General features: G+C 61.5%; 19 protein-coding genes. 7 read left to right on the top strand and 12 right to left on the bottom strand.

All coding sequences use genetic code 11. The annotated features are described in order from the left end of the window. Positions 1–123: 123 nt before the first annotated feature. Positions 124–2187, bottom strand: a complete 2064-nt coding sequence (gene tkt, locus AC1Q6I_RS30155) for a transketolase (RefSeq protein ID WP_024075059.1) — start codon at positions 2185–2187, stop codon at positions 124–126. 173 nt (positions 2188–2360) lie between these two features. On the opposite strand from tkt, the gene AC1Q6I_RS30150 reads away from it, so the two are divergent. Beyond that, positions 2361–2585, top strand: coding sequence for an HP1242/YdcH family protein (locus tag AC1Q6I_RS30150; RefSeq protein ID WP_069076362.1), 225 nt, complete (start codon positions 2361–2363; stop codon positions 2583–2585). 167 nt (positions 2586–2752) lie between these two features. Here the strand turns inward: AC1Q6I_RS30150 and hglS are convergent, their stop codons facing one another. Beyond that, the gene (hglS, locus tag AC1Q6I_RS30145) at positions 2753–4129 is read right to left on the bottom strand and encodes a 2-oxoadipate dioxygenase/decarboxylase HglS (RefSeq protein ID WP_102624553.1); all 1377 of its coding nucleotides are present in this window, start codon (positions 4127–4129) and stop codon (positions 2753–2755) included. Between the two features lie 289 nt (positions 4130–4418). Between hglS and AC1Q6I_RS30140 the strand changes: the two genes are divergently transcribed. Continuing rightward, entirely contained in the window at positions 4419–5828 is a 1410-nt protein-coding gene (locus AC1Q6I_RS30140; protein WP_069076364.1) for an OprD family outer membrane porin, read from the top strand. Positions 5829–5896: 68 nt separating this feature from the next. Then, positions 5897–8533 (top strand): MGH1-like glycoside hydrolase domain-containing protein, encoded by a 2637-nt coding sequence (locus AC1Q6I_RS30135; RefSeq protein ID WP_024075064.1) that lies wholly within the window; start codon positions 5897–5899, stop codon positions 8531–8533. Between the two features lie 129 nt (positions 8534–8662). Here AC1Q6I_RS30135 and AC1Q6I_RS30130 read toward each other — a convergent pair whose 3' ends face one another. Both AC1Q6I_RS30130 and AC1Q6I_RS30125 read right to left on the bottom strand, forming a co-directional pair. Further along, positions 8663–8977, bottom strand: coding sequence for an SCP2 sterol-binding domain-containing protein (locus AC1Q6I_RS30130; RefSeq protein WP_024075065.1), 315 nt, complete (start codon positions 8975–8977; stop codon positions 8663–8665). 56 nt (positions 8978–9033) lie between these two features. After that, positions 9034–9744, bottom strand: coding sequence for a histidine phosphatase family protein (locus AC1Q6I_RS30125; RefSeq protein WP_024075066.1), 711 nt, complete (start codon positions 9742–9744; stop codon positions 9034–9036). A gap of 195 nt (positions 9745–9939) precedes the next feature. Between AC1Q6I_RS30125 and sohB the strand changes: the two genes are divergently transcribed. Beyond that, the gene (gene sohB / locus AC1Q6I_RS30120; RefSeq protein ID WP_024075067.1) at positions 9940–10965 is read left to right on the top strand and encodes a protease SohB; all 1026 of its coding nucleotides are present in this window, start codon (positions 9940–9942) and stop codon (positions 10963–10965) included. Positions 10966–11078: 113 nt separating this feature from the next. On the opposite strand, the gene AC1Q6I_RS30115 is transcribed toward sohB, so the two are convergent. After that, positions 11079–12587 (bottom strand): MFS transporter, encoded by a 1509-nt coding sequence (locus AC1Q6I_RS30115; RefSeq protein WP_069076366.1) that lies wholly within the window; start codon positions 12585–12587, stop codon positions 11079–11081. Between the two features lie 150 nt (positions 12588–12737). On the opposite strand from AC1Q6I_RS30115, the gene AC1Q6I_RS30110 reads away from it, so the two are divergent. Then, a complete protein-coding gene (locus AC1Q6I_RS30110; protein WP_024075069.1) occupies positions 12738–13634 on the top strand; it encodes a LysR family transcriptional regulator in 897 nt (298 codons plus the stop codon). Here AC1Q6I_RS30110 and dhaL read toward each other — a convergent pair. The 7 genes from dhaL to AC1Q6I_RS30075 all read right to left on the bottom strand — a co-directional run bounded on the left by dhaL (position 13591) and on the right by AC1Q6I_RS30075 (position 20861). Further along, positions 13591–14238 (bottom strand): dihydroxyacetone kinase subunit DhaL, encoded by a 648-nt coding sequence (gene dhaL / locus AC1Q6I_RS30105; RefSeq protein ID WP_024075070.1) that lies wholly within the window; start codon positions 14236–14238, stop codon positions 13591–13593. The genes AC1Q6I_RS30110 and dhaL overlap by 44 nt on opposite strands. Before the next feature lie 3 nt (positions 14239–14241). Next, positions 14242–15243, bottom strand: a complete 1002-nt coding sequence (locus AC1Q6I_RS30100; RefSeq protein ID WP_069076368.1) for a dihydroxyacetone kinase subunit DhaK — start codon at positions 15241–15243, stop codon at positions 14242–14244. Positions 15244–15308: 65 nt separating this feature from the next. Then, a complete protein-coding gene (locus tag AC1Q6I_RS30095; protein WP_024075072.1) occupies positions 15309–16424 on the bottom strand; it encodes an MDR/zinc-dependent alcohol dehydrogenase-like family protein in 1116 nt (371 codons plus the stop codon). A gap of 26 nt (positions 16425–16450) precedes the next feature. Then, the gene (locus AC1Q6I_RS30090) at positions 16451–17206 is read right to left on the bottom strand and encodes an SDR family oxidoreductase (protein ID WP_069076369.1); all 756 of its coding nucleotides are present in this window, start codon (positions 17204–17206) and stop codon (positions 16451–16453) included. A 149-nt stretch (positions 17207–17355) separates the two neighbouring features. After that, complete coding sequence (locus tag AC1Q6I_RS30085) at positions 17356–18363, bottom strand: substrate-binding domain-containing protein (RefSeq protein WP_024075074.1); 1008 nt, start codon at positions 18361–18363, stop codon at positions 17356–17358. Positions 18364–18399: 36 nt separating this feature from the next. After that, complete coding sequence (locus AC1Q6I_RS30080; RefSeq protein WP_024075075.1) at positions 18400–19377, bottom strand: ABC transporter permease; 978 nt, start codon at positions 19375–19377, stop codon at positions 18400–18402. Then, positions 19374–20861: a sugar ABC transporter ATP-binding protein gene (locus AC1Q6I_RS30075; protein WP_102624554.1), complete on the bottom strand. Its 1488-nt coding sequence runs from the start codon at positions 20859–20861 to the stop codon at positions 19374–19376. The genes AC1Q6I_RS30080 and AC1Q6I_RS30075 overlap by 4 nt, the downstream gene beginning before the upstream one ends. 283 nt (positions 20862–21144) lie before the next feature. Here AC1Q6I_RS30075 and rpiB point away from each other — a divergent pair, with 283 nt between their 5' ends. Continuing rightward, complete coding sequence (rpiB, locus tag AC1Q6I_RS30070) at positions 21145–21606, top strand: ribose 5-phosphate isomerase B (RefSeq protein ID WP_016969738.1); 462 nt, start codon at positions 21145–21147, stop codon at positions 21604–21606. 63 nt (positions 21607–21669) lie between these two features. Next, positions 21670–22650 carry a sugar-binding transcriptional regulator gene (locus AC1Q6I_RS30065; RefSeq protein WP_024075078.1) on the top strand — a complete coding sequence of 327 codons (981 nt, stop codon included), beginning with the start codon at positions 21670–21672 and terminating at the stop codon, positions 22648–22650. The last annotated feature ends 186 nt before the right edge of the window (positions 22651–22836 follow it).

Below are 22836 nucleotides of genomic sequence, written 5' to 3'. Positions count from 1 at the left end.
GTGAGTTTTTCGCGAGCAAGCTCGCTCCTACAAAAAAGCCTTAACTGAACGGCATTAGGGCAAGCCCGCTCGCCACAACAAGCCCGCTCGCCACAGGAGGCCGTGGGGCCGCCCACATTTTGCTCAGCGTTGCGTCAGTTGGATCTGCGCCCTGGCCTGTTTCACCACGTTCTCTGTAGTAAACCCGAACTTCTCCTGCAGCTTCGCCAGCGGTGCCGACGCGCCGAAGCTGTTCATCACCACCTTGGCGCCGGTCTGGCCGACATAGCGATCCCAGCCCAGGGGGCCGGCCTGTTCCACCACGACCCTGGCCTTCACGGCCGGCGGCAGCACGCTGTCGCGATAAGCCTGATCCTGGTCTTCGAACAGCTCCCAACTGGGCATTGAAACCACTTGCGCGGCAATCCCTTCAGCCTTGAGCTGTTCATAAGCCTCCACGGCAAGGCTGACTTCACTGCCCGTCGCGATCAGGATGACATCCGGCGCTTCAGCCCCCGCCAACACATACGCGCCTTTGGCCGCGCCGGACGCCGCCGCATATTTACTGCGGTCCAGCGTCGGCAGTGGCTGTCTCGACAACACCACGCAGCTCGGCCGATGGGTTTGCGCCAGGGCGACTTTCCACAGCTCCAGGGTTTCATTGGCGTCACCCGGGCGCAGGGTCAGCAACCCCGGCGTGGCGCGCAGTTGGGTCAGATGCTCGATGGGCTGGTGGGTCGGGCCGTCTTCACCGACGCCGATCGAGTCATGGGTAAACACGAATATCACCGGCAATTCCATGATTGCCGCCAGGCGGATCGGCGGTTTCATGTAGTCGCTGAACACCAGGAATGTCGAGGTATACGGCCGCAAATACGACAGCGCCATGCCATTGGCAATCGCGCCCATGGCGTGTTCGCGGATGCCGAAATGCAGGTTGCGCCCGCTGTAGTCGTCGGCACTGAAACGCCCGGCACCGTCGAAGGTGAGGTTGGTCTTGGTCGACGGCGACAAGTCCGCCGAGCCGCCGAGCAGCCAGGGGATTTGCTGGGCAAACGCATTCAATACTTCGCCGCCGGCGGCACGGCTGGCGATGCCCTTGGCATCGCTGTCGAAGTGGGGCAAGTGCTTCTGCCAGTGTTCCGGCATTTGCCCGGCACGCATGCGGTGCAATTCATCGGCCAGCTCGGGCTCATACTGTTCGAGCAGCGAAAGGTGTTCGAGCCATTTTTCATACAGTGGCTCGCTGCGCTCAAGCAACGCATCACGCAACGCCGTGCAGGCTTCATCGGGTACCAGGAAGCTTGCATCCTGTGGCCAGCCATAGGCGGCCTTGGTCAGGCGGATTTCCTCCTCACCCAAGGGTTCACCATGGGCGGCGGCGGTGTTGTGCTTATGGGGCGAGCCATAGCCGATCACACTGTCGACCACGATCAGGGTCGGCGCGCCCCGGTTGCAATGGAAGGTCTCCAGGGCATTGGTCAGGGCTTGCAAGTCATTGGCATCGGTCACGTGCAGGGTATGCCAGCCATAGGCCTGGAAGCGCTTGATCACGTCTTCGCTGAATGCCAGCTCAGTGTGGCCCTCGATGCTGATGGTGTTGTTGTCATAGATCCAGCACAGCTTGTCCAGCTTCAAATGCCCGGCCATCGATGCCGCTTCGCCACTGATGCCCTCCATCATGTCGCCGTCGCCGCACAAGGTGTACACGTTGTAATCGAACAGTGTCTTTTCTTCGCGATTGAAGCGCGTGGCCAGCCAGCGCTCGGCCATTGCCATCCCGACGCTGTTGGCGCAGCCCTGGCCCAGGGGGCCGGTGGTGGTCTCGACCCCGGTAGTCATACGGTATTCCGGGTGCCCAGGGGTCTTGGAGCCCGCCTGCCGAAACTGCTTGATATCGTCCAGACTGATCGCGGCGTGCCCGGTACGCTTGCCCTCGGCGTCCATCTCCACCACGCCCGCCAAGTGCAGCAATGAATACAGCAACATCGATGCATGGCCGACGGATAACACAAAGCGGTCACGGCCAGGCCAGTCGGGGTGCTGGGGGTGATAGCGCAGGAAGCGGCTCCACAAGGTATACCCGACCGGCGCCAGGCCCATGGGCGTGCCCGGATGGCCGGAGTTGGCCTTTTGAACGGCGTCCATGGCCAGGGTACGAAGGGTGTTGATGCATTGGGTGTCGACAGCGCTGGCAGCTTGATTCATGAACCGGTCTCCCTCAAGTGGCTATCTACAGTGGAGGGCAGGGCGCGGCAAAGGTTTGATCCCATTGCCCAGGTTGCGACGAACGGGACTGGTTTGCCGGCAAACATGACAAGACCCCTTGGAATGGGCTAGCTTCAAGGGCGTAGCCATTGATCAACTTGCGGAGGTAGGCCATGCCAGTGAAACACGACCTGTATCAGGACTTGGGGTTGAGCAAGGACGAAGTCGACGGGCGCCGGGCACAAAACGCCCGTTTGAACGCGCTGTTTGATAAATACAACAATGTTGACGAATTGGTGGTGAGCGCTGAAAAGGCAGCCGGCAGCGATGACGAGATAAAGAAGCTGAAGGAAAGACGCTTGTTGGTTAAAGATGAGATCAAGGATTTGCTGAAGTAACGGGCGATCCGTTCAATGAGGGAGCGAGCCAATCGCTCCCTTGCACATTTTTTCAGAATTGACTGGAAGACATCCTGATCCCCGCTACCTATGATGCCCTCGCCCTCCCGGCTCCGGGGACCGTTGCGGCGCAGGATTGCGCTGATGGGCCGGGTGGGCGCTTAATTTCATGCCAGCAGTGCCTGGGTGCAGGCATCCATCGAACGCTGCTGCGTCTCCTCATACAACTTCAACTCATCAATCGTCTGGCGCCCCAGTGCCTTCTCGAATTCAGCCTGGTTCGAATGAGCCGCGTAGTGACTCTGCGCCGCATCCCCCAGGTTTGATTGAAAGATCCCCGCCGCACTCACTGGCAGAAAATCTTCATATACCAACGGCTCTACCGCCACGTGACCGGCGCTGGCCAATGCTTCCAGCGTGCGCGGCTGATCGGCCTGGCCGCGTGCCGCCAGGCCCTTGTCGGTGACGAAGTAGCGGAAGTACGCGAGGCCTTGCTCGCGCATCTGCGTGTGGTCATCGGGGAAGGCCTGGAAGTGCTGTTCCATCAATTGCACATAACGCTCGGCGTTGGATTCGTTCGGGAATGCGCCGAGTTCATCGCGGGCAGCGTTTAGCAGTTGGTCGTACAGGGCGCGACCTTTGGGCGTCAGCGCGACGCCGCGTTGTTCAATTTCACCGAAACGCGCGCTGTGGCTGCCTTGGGCGTCGGTGAACGCGATGGCTTCATCGAGGGCCTTGAAGCTGGTCTGGCGCAGCAGGATCGGGCAGCGGCGGCGCGGTGGGCCTTCGATCACTGCCTTGGGGGTAATGCCCTTGCCAGGCATGGCGGCCTGGACCTTGTCGATGTCCAGGGTGCGCGGGGTCAGGTGGTTGATGTGCGGGCCCTTGAACGCCACCACGTCGGCGATCAGGCGGTGCTGGTCGCTGAGTTGCTGGTACTGCGCGGCGGTCACGGTGGCGGTGTGGTGCCAGCGGAAGGTTTCCAGGGCCTCGCGGATGAATGCGTCGGCATCCGCTGCGCCGAGGCCACCGTTCCGTTCCGCTTGCTCGATCAGGGCGAGGGCCGCGGGGGTGAAGATCGAACGCTTGGCCAGGGCGCTTTCAGCGAAGGCGCGCAGGTCGGGATTTTCGATCAGCTCCAGGCGCAGCAGCGAGGTGAACACGCGGAACGGGCTGCTTTGCAGCGCACTTTCATGCACCGCGCGAAACGCGGTGGAGTGCACCGGCACGCCGGCCGGGGTCAGGTCGTAGTAGCCCACCGGCTGCATGCCCATCACCGCGAACAGGCGGCTGATGGTGGCCAGTTCCGCGGCGGTGCCCAGGCGGATGGCACCGTGGCGCTCCATGTCCAGGCGCTGGATTTCCCCGGTGCGCTGCAATTGCTGCGCCAGGCCCGGGTCGCTGTCGAGCACGCGGGCGTTGATCTCGGCCACCAGCGTCATCAGCGCGCCGTACAGCGGAACTTCATCTCGGTACATATCGGACATGGCCTTGGAAAAGCCCTTGCGGATCTCGTCGGGGCTGACATGTGCGGTGGTGTGCATAGAAAAATTCCTGATGGCTATGGCGATGAGGGTGGCCTTTGCCTGGATTTTGTTGAGCGGCAGGCAGGCTTGCAAACGAAGATTCCTCTGGACTTCATTCTGCAAATGAATGAGATGACGTGAATATGACAAAAATCAGCAACGGATAAATTTCATTTTCCAGGGTTTTTCCTAACTAATTCTTCACGGAGTCCGCCCTGGCCGGCGTGAAAGAATCGTCACGTTTGTAAGGATGAAAACGTCATTTCGCACATCGCACATATAAAAAAACATTTAGGGGCCGCAGTTAATGAAAATTTCTACACTGGCGCTGTCGATCACCGCCGCCGTTCTTGCACAACAGGCATACGCCGATGATTTTGGACTCGGTTCCCTGGGAACCGGCAATGGTCATAGCGGCTTTCTCGAAGACAGCCATGCGTCCGTCAGTTCGCGGACCATGTACTACAGCGCGGATAACCGCTCGGGGACCAACAACGATCTGCGCGAAGCCGCGACAGCGCTACGCTTTGACTACAAATCCGGTTTCACCCAGGGCACCGTTGGTGTGGGTTTTGACGTCATGGCCTTCGGCGCCCTGCGCCTGGACGGTGGCGACGGCCACACTGCGGGCGCCGGCCTGTCGGGTAACGGCAACAGCTTCTTCCCGACCAAGAACAACGGCACCGAGCCTGCCGACTCATTCGGTCGTGCCGCGGGTAACGTGAAATTCCGTATCTCCCAGACCGAGTTGCACGTCGGTGGTGGCTTGGCGCCGATCCTGCCTATACTGGTGTCGAACGACAGCCGCGTTGCCCCGCAAACCTTTGACGGTGGCATCCTGACCTCGAACGACATTCCCAACGTGACCTTCACCGGTGGTGAGCTGAATCGCGTCGAAGGCCGCGCTTCCAGCAACTCCACGGGCCTGAGCGTGGCCGGTGGGACACGCGACAGTGACAGTTTCAAATTCGGTGGTGTGGACTACAAACCGTTTGGTTCGTCCGATAACGTCATCGCAAAAAACCTGACGCTTCAGTACTACTACGCCCAACTGCAAGACTTCTACAAACAGAACTACGTCGGCCTGGTCCACGTGCTGCCCTTGGGCAATGACCAGTCGTTCAAGACCGACCTGCGCTACTTCGACAGCTCCAGCGACGGCAAGAATGGCGAGACCGGCTATCAGTTCAACAACAACGGCGGCTACGCCAGGCACGCCGGCGAAGTGGACAACAAGACCTACAGTGCGGCGTTCACCTATCAATTGGGCGGTAGCAGCCTGATGCTTGGGCACATTGGTGTGGGGGATGACGGCGGCTTTGTGTGGGTCAACCAGGGCAGCCTTGCCGACCCACAGGCGCAAGGTGCCGGTGGCAGCGACTTCTATCTGTTTACCGATGCGGTGGTTGGCCAGTTCTCCCGTGCGGGCGAGCAGGTCAACTTTGGCCAGTACTCGTATGACTTCAAGGCCTACGTGCCCGGCTTGCGAGCGTCCGTGGCTTACCTGGACGGTTCGGATATCAAGTCGAAGGTTGCCGGTGGCCCTGACCAGAAAGAAAACGAAGCCGACTTCCGTCTGGACTACGTCGTACAGGAAGGTCCTCTGAAAGGCTTCGGTACCACCTTGCGTACCGGTACCTATCACGGCAAGAACACCGGCACCGCCGACCAGGACCAAACCCGCCTGATCTTCAACTACACGTACGCCATCTTCTAAGTCTTCATGTGCCCCGCACGTCGTTGGGTTCTACACTGCTGTGCACCTGGCAGGCGATGGAGGACCCAATGACGGCGACACCCGACACCCGGATACTTGAAACGATTGAAGGCCAGCGCCTGGCGACGCAGGATGCCGAGCGTTGGCGCGAGTGGGGCCCTTACCTGAGCGAACGCCAATGGGGCACGGTGCGCGAAGACTACAGCGCAGACGGCGACGCCTGGGCCTATTTCCCCCATGAACATGCCCGCAGCCGCGCCTACCGGTGGGGCGAGGATGGCTTGGCCGGTTTCAGTGACAGGGCGCAACGCTGGTGCCTGGGCCTGGCGCTGTGGAACGAGCACGACGCCATCCTCAAGGAGCGGCTGTTCGGCCTGAACAACGCCGAGGGCAACCACGGTGAAGACGTCAAGGAACTGTACTTTTTCGTCGACGGCGTACCGAGCCATGCCTATATGCGCATGCTCTACAAATACCCCCATGCTGCCTTTCCCTATGCCGACCTGATCGCCGAAAACGCGCGGCGCGGGTTGGGCGATGCCGAGTATGAAATCCTCGATACCGGCGTGTTTGAAGACAACCACTATTGCGACATCAGCGTCGAATACGCCAAGCACCAGCCCGACGATATTTTCATGCGCGTCACCGTGCACAACCGCTGCGACCAACCGACACGCCTGCACGTGCTGCCGCAGGTATGGGCACGCAATGACTGGAGCTGGACCTTGGGTGCGCCCAAGCCAAGGTTGACGCTGGACGGTGACCGTGTGCTGGCCCGTCATCATGAGCTGGATGACCGGCATCTCAGTGCCTGGGGCCGGGATGGCGTCGAATGGGTGTTTTGTGAGAACGAGACCAACGTTTCCAAGCTGGACGGACAATCGGCGGCGGGGCCATTCAAGGACGGCATCAATGATTACGTCGTGAATGCTGTGCAATCAGCGATCCGCCGCGATTCGGGTACCAAGGTGGCCGCGCGTTTCATCCTCGAACTGGCAGGGCTGGAAAGCCAGACCCTCTATCTGCGTTTTGCGCCCACGGATGCGCCCGAGGTCAACGCCCGCAAGCTGTTCGAGCTGCGTCGTCAGGAGGCCGACGACTTCTATGCCGCCTTGCAACATGGCATTACCGATGAAGACGCGCGCAACGTGCAGCGCCAGGCCCTGGCCGGGTTGCTGTGGTCCAAGCAGCTGTACTATTTCGACGTGAACCAATGGCTCGACGGCGACCCGGCCCAACCCGCGCCGCCGCCCGAGCGCCTGCATATCCGCAATACCCATTGGCGGCACCTGTCCAACTTCGACATCCTCTCCATGCCCGACACCTGGGAATACCCGTGGTACGCCTCCTGGGACCAGGGCTTTCAGGCAGTGGCCATCGCGTTGATCGATCCGGGGTATGCCAAGCAGCAGTTGTTGTTACTGGTGAAGGACCGCTTCATGCACCCCAACGGCCAGTTGCCGGCCTACGAATGGCGCTTTGATGATGCCAACCCACCGGTGCATGCCTGGGCCAGCTGGCGCGTGTATCAGCAGGACAAGGCACTGAGCGGCGTCGGTGACATGGACTTCCTGGAACGGATCTTCCACAAGCTGCTGTTGAATTTTTCCTGGTGGGTCAACCGCAAGGATGCCGAGGGGCGCAACCTGTTCCAGGGTGGGTTCCTGGGGTTGGACAATATCGCCTTGTTCGATCGCTCGGCCACGCTGCCGCCGGGTTACCAGCTGGACCAGGCCGATGGTACGGCATGGGTGGCTGCCTATGCGCTGGACCTGATGCGGATCGCGCTGGAGCTGGCCAAGCGCAATGGGGTGTACGTAGACATCGCGGTGAAATTTTTCGAGCACTTCCTGTATATCGCCGGTGCCATCAACCGTGTCGATGACAGCGCCGAGGGCCTGTGGGATGAGCAGGACCTGTTCTTCTACGACGTGCTGCACCGCCCCGACGGCCAGAACGAACCGGTGCGCCTGCGCTCCATCGTTGGCCTGATGCCGTTGTTCGCCGTGCTGGTGCTGGAGCAGCGTGAGCACGAAGGCCTCGAAGGCTTGCGCGAGCGCTTGCTGGGTTTCATGCGCCATCGGCCGGACCTGGCCAAGCTGGTGTCGCGCTGGAATGAACCGGGGCAGGGCAATCGGCTGTTGCTGGCGTTGCTGCGCGGTGAGCGTACCAAGGACCTGCTGCGGCGCATGCTGGATGACGATGAATTTCTCTCGCCGTTTGGCGTGCGCTCCTTGTCCAAGGCGTTCGCCGAACAACCCCTGGCATTGAAGATGAATGGCAACACGCTGTGCGCCCGTTACCAGGCGGGGGAATCCGATTCACGCTTGTATGGCGGCAACTCCAACTGGCGCGGGCCGTTGTGGATGCCGGTGAACTACATGCTGATCGAATCGCTGCGCGAATTTCATCGGTACTACGCGGATAACTTCTCGGTGGAGTACCCGACGGGCAGTGGTTACCTGTCATCCCTGGAGGACGTCGCCGACAGCCTCAGCCAGCGGCTGACGCGCTTGTTTCTGCGTGACGAAAACGGTTCGCGGCCCTCGATGGTCGGGTACGCGCAGCTGGAGGCGGACCCGGCCAGCCGTGACCTGGTGTTGTTCCATGAGTATTTCCATGGCGAAACCGGGCGTGGGTTGGGCGCGTCCCATCAGACGGGGTGGAGTGCGTTGGTGGCGCTACTGCTGCAACCCAGAAACTAAATACCACCGCAGACCCAATGTGGGAGGGGGCTTGCCCCCGATAGCGGTGTGACAGTCAACTGAGAGGCGACTGACAAACCGCTATCGGGAGCAAGCCCACTCCCACAGGGATTCAAGATTGCCCGTGAATCAGGAAGGGAACAGCTCGCTCAGCTTCATGGCCAGCATCATGTCGCCTTCGGTACGCAGCTTGCCGCTCATGAAGGCCTGCATGCCGTCGGTGGAGCCGTCGACGATGCCTTTCATGGTTTCTCCGTCCATGACCAGGGTCACTTGGGCCTCAGGGTTTTCGCCTTCCAGCAGTTCGCAGGTGTTGTTCTTCACCACCAGCGAGAAGTTCTGGGTGTCGTCGATACGGAAACCGAATACCAGGTCCAGGCCGTTGGCGGCGTCTGGGTTGAATTTGGCTTTCATTGCTTCTACGGCTTTAGCTACTTCAGTCATGGTTTCGATCCTTTAGGGTAGAGTCCAGTGACCTTGGGGTCACGGTGGGCCACAACTCATCGGAAGGTGATGAGCTGCGGCGCCTTCAACAGTTGCAAGTGGGTATGGCTGTTGAAGGAAGCCAGTGCCACCTCGCGCCCGCGGAATTTCAGCTGGTTGAGCGAGGTGTTAACAATTTGCCAGTTCAGTTCGAACGCCTGGGCGGCAGGCATCCGGGTAATCAGGTGGAGCAGGGCGGTGATGGTGCCGCCGGAGGTGAACACGGCGATCTTCTGCGTGTTGTCCGCGGCTTCAAGAATGCGTTGCAGGCCTCCCTGGACGCGCTCCACGAAGCCCAACCAGCTTTCCAGCCCCGGCGTGTCATAGGTGCCGGCCAGCCAGCGCTCGATGATCAGGGCGAAGATGCGTTGGAACTCGCTGCGGTTCTGTGCCGCGTTGCGCAGGATCTCCAGGGCGTCGGGTTCGCTGCCGAGCAGGTCGGGCAGCAGGGCACGGATGATCGCGTCGGCGTCGAATTCGTTGAAGGCGCTGTCGGTTTCCACAGCAGGGACAGGCAGGCCGAGGGTGCTGTATTGATCGAAGGCAGCAGTGGCCGTGTGCTGTTGGCGGCGCAGGTCGCCGGCTATGCAGCGGTCGAATACCAGGCCCATGTCTGCCAGGTGGCGACCGAGTACTTGCGCCTGCTCCACGCCGACGGGCGACAGCACGTCATAGTCGTCTGCACCGAAGGAGGCTTGGCCATGTCGAATCAGATAGATGCTGCCCACGTCCGTTTTCCCGGTACGTTGAAAGTCTGGCGAGGTTATGAGGATGGCTTCGAGCTGTCAATGAAAAAACATACGCTTGTTTTAAAAGTGCGTTAGAGCACCGCGCTGCTGGCGGTTTGAGCACTGGCTCCCCGGCGGTCCCGTCGGTATGCTTGGGCAATCAGCGCCTGGCGCAGTGCATTTTTAAGGAGACACATGGATTTTCTGGCTGAATACGCAAGCTTTCTGGCGAAGACCGTCACCCTGGTGGTCGCGATCCTGGTGGTACTGATCAGCTTCGCGGCACTGCGCAGCAAAGGCCGTCGCAAGTCCGCCGGCCAGTTGCACGTCAGCAAACTGAATGATTTCTACAAGGGGTTGCGTGAGCGCCTGGAGTCGACCCTGCTCGACAAGGACCAGCTCAAAGCCCTGCGCAAGTCCGAAAGCAAAGCCGAAAAGAAGAAGGGCAAGAAGGCCCCTGAGGCCAAGCCACGGGTATTCGTGCTGGATTTCGACGGCGACATCAAGGCCTCGGCCACCGAGAGCCTGCGCCATGAAATCACCGCATTGCTGAGCCTGGCCACGCCCAAGGACGAAGTGGTACTGCGCCTGGAAAGCGGCGGCGGCATGGTGCACAGCTACGGCCTGGCGTCGTCGCAACTGGCGCGGATTCGCCAGGCGGGCGTGCCGTTGACCGTGTGCATCGACAAGGTTGCGGCCAGCGGCGGCTACATGATGGCGTGCATCGGCGAGAAGATCATCAGCGCCCCCTTTGCCATCCTTGGCTCCATCGGTGTGGTGGCGCAGTTGCCCAACGTCAACCGCCTGCTGAAAAAGCACGACATAGACTTTGAAGTACTGACCGCCGGCGAATACAAGCGCACCCTCACCGTGTTTGGCGAAAACACCGAGAAGGGCCGCGAGAAGTTCCAGGAAGACCTGGACATCACCCATCAGTTGTTCAAGAACTTCGTGTCGCGCTATCGCCCGCAACTGGCGATTGATGAAGTGGCGACCGGAGAGGTGTGGCTGGGTGTTGCCGCGCTCGACAAGCAGTTGGTCGACGAGCTGCAAACCAGCGACGAATACCTGGCGACCAAGGCCAAGACGGCCGAGGTGTTCCACTTGCACTACGCCGAGCGCAAGAGCCTGCAAGAACGCGTCGGCCTGGCCGCCAGCGGCTCGGTGGACCGTGTGCTGCTGACCTGGTGGAACCGCCTGACCCAGCAACGTTTCTGGTAAGCCTCTTAGGGGATAGGTAATACCTGTGGGAGGGGGCTTGCCCCCGATGGCGGTGGTTCAGTCACAGTTGCATTTACTGACACACCCTCATCGGCGGCAAGCCCCTCCCACATTCAGTTCGGTGTGGGTATCGGCTTGCGCATCAACCTTCCTACCACCAGCGCCCCGAGCAGCCCCAATAACCCTGCCACCCACAACACCTTGCTGAACCCACCCACAAACGCCTGCCGCGCCAGCGGTTGCACCGCCGCCCGTGCCGCCTCCGGCAACCGGCCCAACGCCGCTGACATATCCCCGGCCACCACCCGTGAAGCAATGTCGGCTGCCTGGCCTTGCCACTGTTCGTCGAGGCTGGCGCGCAACAACTGTTCGCTATGGCTGTTCAACAGCGCCCCGTACACGCCGATCGCCAGCATGATCGCGCTGAACCGCATGGTGGTGCTCATGCCCGAGGCCATCCCCGCGCGATCCCTCGGTACGCAGGCCATGATGTTTTTCTGTGTGTCGCCATTGAGGAACCCTGCTCCCGCGCCGGTGACCGCAATGGCCAGGGCGAAGGGCAGGTAGCCGCCCACATTCACCGCCCACGCGCTCAACAGGTTGCCGCTGCCGACCAGCGTCAAGCCGGCCGCCATCATCGTCGCCGGCGCAAAGCGGCCTGCCAGGCGCGCACCGATGCGTGGGCAAATCAGCATGGTCAGGGCAAATGGCAACATGCCCAGGCCCGAGGCAATGGCGGAGAACCCCAGGCCGTTTTGCAGGTAAAACGGTAGCAGCGTCATCATCACCTGGGCGCAGCCGGCATAGGCGAACATGCCCAGCAAGGCGCCAATAAAGCGCGGGTGACGCAGCAGTTGCAGGTCGACCATCGGCCGCCGCTGCACGCGCTCGACCCACACAAACACGCCCAGCAACAGTGCGCCAGCGCTCAGGCGCGCAAAGGTCAGCGGATTGTCCCAGCCGATGCGGTTGGCCTCGATCAAACCCCAGATCAAGCACAGCAGGCTGGCACTGAAGGCCAGGCTGCCCCATGGGTCGAGCCGTGCCGACTGGGTGTCGCGAGATTCCGGGATGACACGCAGCACCAAGGCCATCAGCCCCAGGCCCACGGGCAGGTTCAGGTAGAAGATCCAGCGCCAGCCCAAGTACTCGGTGATCAGCCCGCCGAGGGTCGGCGCGGCGGTCATCGCCACGCCCATGCACGCCCCCCAGAACGCCCAGGCCTTGGCGCGTTCTCCTTCATCGTGGAACGTGTGGCCGATGGACGCCAGGGCCGAGGTCAGCAACAGCGCCGCGCCGACGCCTTTCAGTGCGCGGGCGATATCGAGGAACAGCGCGTTGGGTGCGGCGCCGCAGCCGAGGGAGGCCAGGATGAAAATGCCCAGGCCCCAGACCAGGGTTTTCTTGCGCCCGAAACGGTCGGCAACGCTGCCTGCCGGCAACAAGAGGGCGGCGAAAGCCAGCATATAGGCGCTGACCACCCACTCGATATCGGCAAAGTTCGCCCCCAGGTCACGGGCGATGCTCGGCAGGGTCACGGCGACAATATTGGTGTCGAGCACGATCAGCGAACAGACGCCAGAGGCGGTCAGTAACGTGAGGCGCTGGCTGGCCGGTTTCATAATGAAATTACCTTACGGGTAATATGGAAATAGCAGTTGACGGGCATCGCAAGGTCTCTCTAGTGTTGATCTGCTGCAAGATTATCTGCGCCACGCAATGGTCTTGTTAGCCGTTGTGGAGCACTTTGTTACCTTTGAGCTAATCCTGTGATGGAAATACGCCACTTTCGCTACTTCCTGGCGGTTGCCCGGCAGCGCAATTTCACCCGCGCCGCCGAGCAACTGGGCATCGCGCCACCGACGTTGAGCCGGCAGATCCAGGACATGGAAACCAGCCTGGGCACGCGCCTGTTCATTCGCCGGCAGCGCGAAGTGAGCCTGACCGAGGCCGGTAGCGCCTTGCTGGGCGAGGCCGAGGCCACCGTGCGCCAGTTCGAATTCGCCCAGCGCAACGCCCAGCGTGCCGGGCGTGGGGAGATCGGCCACCTCGAGTTGGGTTACGTCGCTTCGGCGGTGTATTCGGGGTTATTGCAGCGGCAAATGCAGGCGTTCAGCCAAACGTTTCCCGATGTGAGCGTGAATGTGCGCGAATGCCCCATGGCCACCTTGCCAAGTGCGGTGGCCGATGGACGCTATGACATTGGCTATATCCGCTCGCCGATGACCCTGCCCGAAGGGGTCGAGGCGGTGCGCCTGGACAGTGAGGGCTTTGTGTTGGCGCTGCCCCAGGCTTCCTGGCTGCTGGGGCTCAAGGCCATCGGCTGTGAACACCTGCAAAACGAGACGTTTATCCTGCCGGAGCAGATCAGTGGCACCTTGCAAGTGGCGGCGCAAGGCGGCTACGCGCCGCGCCTAGGGCCACAGCCCGGTGGGTTGGTTGCGGTGTTGGCGTTAGTGTCGTTGGGCCAGGGTGTCGCGGTGGTGCCGACATCGGTGATGGGGCATGTGAGTTTGCCGGGCGTGGTGTACCGCAGCATCCAGGGCAGTGATGCGTCGTCGTGGCTGTCATTGATTCACCGGCGCTTTGAGCAGGCGCCGGCGGTGGCGCGGTATGTCCAGCAGGTCAAGCACTCAGTCGCGGCTGCACCGAGTCCGCCAGGCGCGTAAGGATCAGGCAGCACGACACCGCCCCGGCATCCAGCACGCCCAGTGAGCGCTCGCCCAAGCGACTGGCGCGGCCGATCTTCGCCACCAGGTCCTTGGTCGAATCGCGCCCTTGGGACGCGGCGGCTTTCATTGCCTCGAGCGCATCGTTGAAGGACGACCCCGCGGCATGCGCCTGCTCGAACGCTTCGACCGCCGGGATCAAGGTGTCCATCAGGCATTTGTCGCCCACGCCGGCTTCAGTGATGTCCTGCAACGAGGTCAGGCCGCCGCGCAGCAAGTGGGCGAAGGTGGCCGCGTCAATCTCTTCACAGCCGCGCACTTCGTCGGCCATGCCGATAAACAGGCTGCCGTACAGCGGCCCCATGGAGCCGCCAATCCCTTCCATCAGGCTCAGGGTCAATTCATCCAGTGCTTCGGCCAGGCTCAGTTGGCGACCTTCGATCGTGCGCCCGCAATGGGCAAAGCCCTTGGCCATATTGATGCCGTGGTCGCCATCGCCAATGGCGCCGTCGACTGCGCTGAGGTATTCACGGTTGGCCACGATCACACTGACCAGGTCGGTGACGATGGCGCTGCCATCGCGGGTGGAAAAATGCTGGCTCATGGTTCACTCCGCCTGGGTCATGCCGATGGAGCGGCAGGGTTGGTCGATCAGGGTTTTCAGCTCGGCGTCGAGGCCGAGCAGGGTCAGGGTCACGCCCATCATTTCCAGGGAGGTGAAGTAGTTGCCCACGTAGCAACGGTGGATCTTCAAGCCCTTGGCCGTGAGTTGGCGTTCCACCTCGGCGTAGAAAATGTACAACTCCATCACCGGCGTGGCGCCAAGACCGGAGACCAGCACCACCACACTGTCGTCCTGGCTGAAATCTCGGTCGGCGAGGATCGGCGCGAGCATGCGTTCGGCCATGGCGGCGGCGGATTCGATGGGGATCACTTCGATGCCCGGCTCACCGTGATGGCCGATGCCCAGTTCCATCTGGCCGTCGGGGATCTGGAAGTTCGGCTTGCCCACGGCGGCAATGGTGCACGGCGTGAGGCCGATGCCAATGGAGCGGCAATGGTCGACGGCTTTTTGTGCGACGCGGATCACCCCGTCCAGGTCGTAATGCTGGGCGGCTGCGGCCCCGCCGATCTTCCACATGAAGATTTCCCCGGCCACGCCGCGCCGCTTGGCAATCTCAGCCTTGGGCGCAGAGGCGACGTCGTCGTTGGCGACCACGGTACGGATGCGCATGTCTTTGCTGGCGGCCATTTTCATCGCCAGCTTCACGTTCATGTTGTCGCCGGCATAGTTGCCGTACAGGCAGGCCACGCCCGCGCCGTGGTCGGCGGCGCGGAAGGCATCGAAGAAACTTTTGGCGGTCGGTGAGGAAAAAATCTCACCGACAGCCACGGCGTCGACCAGGCCGGGCCCGACGTAGCCGAGGAAGGCCGGCTCATGGCCCGAGCCGCCGCCCGTGACAATGCCGACGCGGCCTTGCGCCGAAGGCCTGGCTTTGACGATGACCCGTGGATTGGTTTCGTATTGACGCAACTGCGGGTGCGCGACGAGGATGCCGCGCAGCATGTCCTCTACCACTTGGTCTGGATCGTTGATGACTCGATTCATAACGCGGGTTCCTGTGTTCTTGTTCTATGGATTCACAGCCATTCAGTGTGGGAGGTGTGATGTGCCTAAGGTTGCAGTACAACTTTGAGCGACTTGTCGCCACGCTCCATCACCGCAAACGCCTCCTTGAAATCCGCCAGGGCGAACGTGTGGGTCACCACGTCACGCATGTCGATCTTGCGGCTGCCGATAAAGTCGATGGCCCTCGGGTACATATACGGCCCCAGGTGCGAGCCGAGTACATCGAGTTCCTTGCGGTCGCCAATAATCGACCAATCCACCGTGGCCTCGTCGTTGAACACGCTGAACTCAACGAAGCGCCCGAGTTTGCGCAGCATCGCCAGGCCCTGGTTGACGGCCTTGTGATGACCGGTGGCCTCGATATAGATGTCGCAGCCGTAGCCCTCGGTGATCTCGCGGATCTTCGCCAGCACGTCCACCTCGGCGGGGTTCCATACTTCGTCGGCGCCCATGCGTAGGGCGAGGGCGGCGCGTTCGGGTTTCATGTCCAGCACGATCAGCTTTTTCGGGTTGCGCATGCGCACCGCGCCGATGATGCCCAGGCCCAGGGTGCCGGCGCCGGCAACCACCACCACGTCATCGAAATCCACGTTGGCGCGCTCGGCCGCATGCAGCGAGCAGGCCAGCGGTTCGATCAGGATGGCTTCGTCCGGTGCTATCGAATCCGGCACTTTATGGATGATGCCTTCCTTGGTGAAGATCATGTATTGGGCCATGGCCCCCTGCACGTTGTTCTGGAAGCCATACAGGTCATGCTTCTGGCACATCCAGTACTGGCCGTGATTACAGAAACGGCAACCCCAGCACGGCACGATCTGCTCGGAGATCACCCGGTCGCCGACCTTCACTCCGCGTTTCTCTGCGCCGGGGCCGAGGGCGACCACGCGACAGACGAACTCATGCCCGGGAATCATCGGTGGTTTCACATAGCGCGGTTGCTCGGCATCGCCCCAGAATGACGGTGCGCCGCGGTAGGTCTTGATGTCGCCCATGCAAATACCGCACAGCTCGACCTTGGTGAGGATTTCCTCGGGGCCGGGGGTGGGCACCTCGACCGTTTCCAGGCGATAGTCTTCCGGGCCATGGCAGACCACGGCCTGCATGGTTTTCGGGATGCTCGGGGAGAGTTGTTCAGGTGTGCGTTCGATGACGGTGGACATGACAAAACCTCACGACAAAAAATGAATTACTGAATGCTGTAGCCGCCGTCGATCACCATGTTCGCGCCGGTGATCATCTGGGCGGCGTCGCTGAGCAGGTACAACGCCAGCCCGGCGATTTCTTCCGGCTGGGCAAAGCGGCCCGCCGGGATCTGCAATTTGGCCCGCTCACCCACTTCTCCGGCCCACGCCTTCTTGCCCAGGGCGGTCTCGACGATGGTGGGGGAGATGGCGTTGACGGAGATGTGCGGTGCCCATTCCATGGCCAGCACCTTGGTCATGCCGACGATGGCTGCCTTGCTCGCGCAGTAGGCGACATGACGATCCAGGCCGATTACGGCGGCCTGGGAGGCGAGGTTGACGATACGCCCGCGGCCTTGGGCGAGCATGTGCCTGGCGCAGGCCTGGGCCACGAAGAAGCTGGCCTTGAGGTTGATGTCCAGGGTGGTGTCCCAGGCGCTTTCGCTGACATCGACAGCCTTGTCCAGCAGGACGACACCCGCGCTGTTGATCAGGTAGTCCAGGCGCTGGAAGCGTTCGACGACCTGGTCGATGGTGTGTTGCACCTCGCCGATCCGGCTGAGGTCGACGGCAATGCCCAGGTGCCCGGCACCGAGGCTGGCGGCGACGTCGACCACCGCCGGGTCGCGATCCAGCAATGCTACGCGGGCACCACGCTCCACCAGCAGGTTGGCACAGGCCAGGCCGATCCCGGCGGCACCACCGGTGATCACCGCGCAACGGCCGCTGAGGTCGAAGGCTTGGTTCCAGAATCCAGACATGCATGACTCCATTTTTGAATAGGGTGGAGATCAACGTGTGGGAGGGGGCTTGCTCCCGATGGCGGTGTGTCAGTCACCTGATCTACCACTGTTACACCGCCATCGGGAGCAAGCCCCCTCCCACATTTGACAGTATTTCAAGTCAATAACTACTTGCCGCCGCTGACTTGCTTGTACAGCGCATCGGCGTTGGCGTTAGTCACTGGCACCCACGGCAGGATGTAGGTCTTGGCGGTGCCATCACCCCATTTCACGTCCTTGGCATAGCGCTCCCAGATCACCGACTGCGGCTTGTAGTCCTTGCCGGCAAGCGCACGCAGGGCCACGTCCAGGGCGCCTTGGGACTGGGCCTGGGCGTCCTGCAGGAAGGTGGTGACTTCGTCTTTCTTCGCGGCCTGGATCGCATCCGGCATGCCGTCGATGGAGGTGACGGGTACGTCCTTGGAGGTCAAGCCATGGGACTTCAGGGCCTGTACGGCGCCGAGGGCCATGTCGTCGTTCTGCGCGATCACGCCGTTGATGCCTTTGGGGTGAGCGTTGAGCCAGTCTTCAGTCAGTGCCAGGGCCTGGGCGCGGTCCCAGTTGGCGGTCTTTTTCTCGATGATCTTGATGTCGGGGTGTTTGCCCAGCACTTCCAGCTCGCCTTTTTCCCGGTCGATCTGCGCCGACTGGCCAATCGGCCCCTGGATGATCACCACGTTGCCCTTGCCGTTGAGCTTGTCGACCATGGCCTGGGCCTGCAGGCGGCCGCCTTCCACATCATCGTTACCCACGTAAGGGACGGCGGCATCGGCTACTTTCGTATTGGAGGCGATGACCACTACGTCGTTGCTCATGGCCTGTTTCACCGTACCGACGCCGGCCTTGGTGTCGATCGGCACGAACAGGATGGCGTCGTAGTGCTGGGTCACCATGTTTTCGATCTGGTTGTTCTGGGTCAGGGCATCGTAGTTGCCGTCGAATACGGTCAACTGCACGGTGCCATCCTTGACGGCCGGGTGCTCCTTGAGCTCGCGGACCCAGTTCTGCATGAACTGGCCCTTGAGCCCGTAGACAGCAGCGCCGACCTTGTAGGTCTTGCCATCGGCGGCCAGGGCGATACTGCTGGCGAGCAGGGAGAGCGCCGCGACCGCGGCGAAGGGCATACCAATTTTCATGAGTTGAACTCCGTTATTGTTGTAGTGGTTCGTTCTCTAGCGTTTTTTCTTGCGCCACACGTCGATCAGTACTGCAAACACGATGATCAGGCCCTTGGCGACCTGCTGGTAATACGAGGACACGCCGAGCAGGTTGAGCCCGTTGTTGATCACGCCGATCAACAGCGCGCCGAACAGCGTGCCGACAATGCTGCCAGTGCCGCCGGACAGGCTGGTGCCACCGATCACCACTGCGGCAATCGCGTCCAGCTCATAGGAAACCCCGGCCTGGGGCAGGGCAGAGGTCGTGCGTGCCGACAGCACCACGCCGGCCAGGCCGGCGAGCAGGCCCGAGACCACGTACACCGAAAACATCACTTTGCGCACGCCAATGCCGGAGGTGCGCGCGCTCTTTTCATTGCCGCCCACGGCGTACACATAGCGGCCGTAGGTGGTGTAGCGCAGCACCATCCAGAAGATCAGCGCGACCACCGCGAAGATGATGATCGGCACGCCAATCGGGCCGATCTTGCCGATGCCCAGGGCGAGGTAGGCGTCGGGCAGGTCGGTGATCGGGCTGCCGTCATTGAGGATGAACGTCATGCCTCGCGCCACGCTGAGCATGCCGAGGGTGGCCACGAACGGCGGGATCGACAGGTTGGCGACCATGAAGCCATTCACCACGCCGAGCATCGCCCCGGCGAACATCCCGGCGCTCACCGCCGCCAGCAGGCCGTAGCCTTGGGTTGCGACCATCGCGCTGCACAGCCCGGCAAACGCCAGGATCGAGCCCACGGACAGGTCAATGCCCTTGGTCAGGATCACGTAGGTCATGCCCACGGCAAGGATGCCGTTGATGGAGGTCTGGCGCAGGATGTCCATCCAGTTGCGCCAGGTCATGAAGTATTCGCTGGAAAACGCCATCACCACGCACAGCAGGATAAACACCAGCGGCAGGCCGAAGCGGTCGAGGGTCAGGCGCAGGTGGCTGCGTGGCGCGGCAGTGATGGGGGCGGCTATGGTTTTGGCATTCATGAGGCAAGACTCAACAAGGCTTCCTGGGAAAGGGCGGTGTCGGTGCTGATGGTCACCAGCCGGCCGCCTTTGAATACAGCGATGCGATCACTCAGGTGCAGCAGTTCCGGGGCCTCCGACGACACCACGATGGCGGCGCCGCCGGCGCGCACGAACTGGTCGAGCAGGTGGTAGATCTCCTGCTTGGCGCCTTCGTCGATGCCGCGAGTGGGTTCGTCGCACAGCAGGCACACCGGTTCGGTCGACAGGCACTTGGCGAGCACCACCTTCTGCTGGTTACCGCCGCTCATGGAGGCCACCGGCAGTTCCAGGGAGGTGGCCTTGATATGCAGGCGCTTGACCATGTCCTGGGCCAGTTGGGTTTCCTTGCGTGCATTGATCAGTGACCAGCTCGACAGGCGCTTGTAGGCCGACAGTGCAATGTTGGAAAGAATGCTGGAACTGAGCACCAGGCCGCTGTCCTTGCGGTCTTCGGTGACTAGTGACATGCCCGCGTTGATCGTCGCCTTGGGCAGCCCGATCGGCAGGGGCTTGCCTTGGAGGGTGACGCTGCCGGAATCGGCGACCGTCAGCCCATAGATGCAATTGAGGAACTCGCTGCGCCCTGACCCCATCAGGCCATAGATGCCGAGGATTTCACCCTGGCGCAGTTGCAGGCTGATGTCATGGAATTCGCCGGCGCGGCTCAGGTTGTCGACTTGCAGGCAGGTGTCGGCGGCACATTCGCGGCCGACCTTGTGGTCGATGCGTACCAGCTCCTGGCCGACGATGCCGCGTACCAGGTGCTGTCGGTCAATATCGGCCATGCGCCCACTTTCGACAAAGGCGCCGTCGCGGAAGATGCTGTAGTCATCGGCGATCTGCGCCAGCTCGCTCAACCGGTGCGACACATACACGATGCCGGCGCCACGCGCGGTAAGGCGGCGGATCGCCTTGAACAGGGTTTCGGCTTCGCGCTCGCCGATGGCCGAGGTGGGCTCGTCCATGATCATCACCTGGCAGTCATGGCTGAACGCCTTGGCGATTTCCACCAATTGGATTTGCGCGACGCTGAGGCGATGCATGGGGCTGGTGGCCTCTACATCGAATTCCAGGCTGTCCAGCAGTTCGCGGGTGCGCCGGTTCAGGGCCTTGCTGTCGACGATGCAGCCGGCACGGCGCGGTTCGCGGCCCAGCCAGATGTTTTCGGCAACGGTCATGTAGGGGATGGGTTCCAGCTCCTGGGTGATCATCGCGATCCCTGCCGCGAGGGCTTCACTCGGGCGATTGAACTGCACCGGGGTGCCATTGAGCAGGATGGTGCCGGCGTCGCGCGGGGTGATGCCCATCAGGATGCTCAGGAAAGTCGACTTGCCTGCGCCATTACCGCCGCACAGGGCGTGGACGCTGCCGGACCGCAGAGAGAGGCGCCCGTCACGCAGGGCGGGAACCCCGGCGTAAGCCTTGGCGACGTGTTCAGCCTGGAGCAGTAATGGCGTAGCCATCGGCGTGTCCTCGTGCTGTGAATTCTTATTAGGTCGCACAGTCATGTTTCGCTGTGATCATATGTGTATCAAATGAAATTCTGATCAGTCAATATCTTTCATGTAAAAGCGCTGATTCTCATCTTTAGCCCAAATAATGGCTTTTTAGGCGGCTTTGACTGGCGAGTCAGTTAAAACATGCTTGACAGAAAGGGTGTGATGTCAGAGAAATGACTGGGCAAAATTTCACTGGCTGATCATATGATCAGTCATCAGTACGATCACGGCAGCGGAGCCAGACGCCATGAACACACCTTTTCCGGTGGCTATCGGATGCGATGAAGCGGGTTTTGAGCTCAAGGAGTTGTTAAAGCGCCATATCGAAGCGCTGGGTTACCCGGTGACCGACTTCGGCACCCATTCCACCGCGCCGGTGCTGTACCCCGACATCGCCCTTGCGGTGGCCACCGCGATCAATGCCGGGCAACAGCGCCTGGGCGTACTGGTGTGCGGTACCGGGATCGGCATGGCGATTTCCGCTAACAAGGTGTTGGGCATTCGTGCGGCCCAGGCCCATGACACCTATTCGGCCGAGCGTGCACGCAAGAGCAACGATGCGCAGATCCTGTCCATCGGCGCACGGGTGATCGGCGCCGAGCTGGCGAAAAGCATCGTCAAGTCGTTCCTGGAGTCGGAGTTCGAAGCGGCACGTTCCGGGGCCAAGGTCGAGCGCATCAATGCGATCGAGCGCGATGGGCATCAGTAGTGGACGTGACGGGGCAAGAGTCGGGAGAATGCGCCTTTGACGCCGAAACGGAAGCCCGTCCCCATGAGTGACAGCACCCAGCGCATTGCCAGCGATATCGATCAGATGACCGAAGTGGCGATGCTCTATTACCTCGAGAACGTCACTCAGGAAGCGATTGCCAAGCGCCTCGACCTGTCCCGCGCAAAAGTCAGTCGCTTGCTCAAGCGCGCGCGGGATGAAGGGATTGTCGAGGTGCGCGTGTTGCAGCACCCGGCGATGAACAGCGAGCTGGAGCGAGCGCTGGTGGAACGCTTCAAGCTCGACCGGGCCTTGATCGCCGTCGACCACAGCGACCCCGACACCCAGCGCTCGGCGGTTGCCAGCCTGGTGGCCAATTACCTGAACAAAACCCTGAGCGACGGCATGATCGTCGCCGTGGGCATGGGGCGCAACGTGGGAGCGGTGGCCGATAATGTATTTTTACCGGTGACGCGCAATTGCACATTTGTCTGCGCCATCGGCGGTTCGCTCAAGGCTGGCGAATATATGAACCCGGACCATATCTGCCGGCGCCTGGCCCTGCGCTTTGGCGGCGAGAGTGAAAGTCTGTATGCCCCGGCCCTGGTGGCCAACCCGGAACTGCGCGGCGTGCTGATCAATAACGACACGGTGCGCTCGACCCTGGATCGAGCGCGGCGGGCCGATATTGCATTGATTGGCATCGGCGATATGAGCGAAAACAGCAATATGGTGCGCATGGGCTGGTTCTCGCCCCAGGAGATCGCGCAGGCGCGGTTGTCCGGTACGGTGGGCGACATGATGGGCTATGACTTTATCGATATTCATGGCCAGCCGGCGGTCAACGCCATTCAAGGGCGAGTGATCGGGTTGACGGTGCAGGAGTTGTTCCGGATTCCGGATGTGGTCGCGATCGCGAGTGAGAACACCAAGGCGGCGGCGACGCTGGGCGCGTTGCGGTCGGGGGTGATCAATACGTTGGCGACTACGGTGACGAATGCCCACACCATCCTGGCGTTGGATGATGCGACCAGAAAGTCCTGATTCAACACAGGTCAAAATGTGGGAGGGGGGGACAGGTTTTGTAATAGTTTTGTGTTGTGGGAAATTTGTATTTCAATTGTAGGATTCAAGTCCTTTTGTGACTTCAGGACTTGCATGAACACCCTCTCGGAGCCCCCCAGTCGTCTTTCCCCAAGACAACCGCTGCCGCTGTTCCCTTTCAAGCAC

The organism is Pseudomonas sp. MPR-R2A5, from assembly GCF_058793055.1.
Note: the sequence above shows the minus strand (reverse complement) of the source record. Positions and strands in the feature narration are given on the sequence as shown.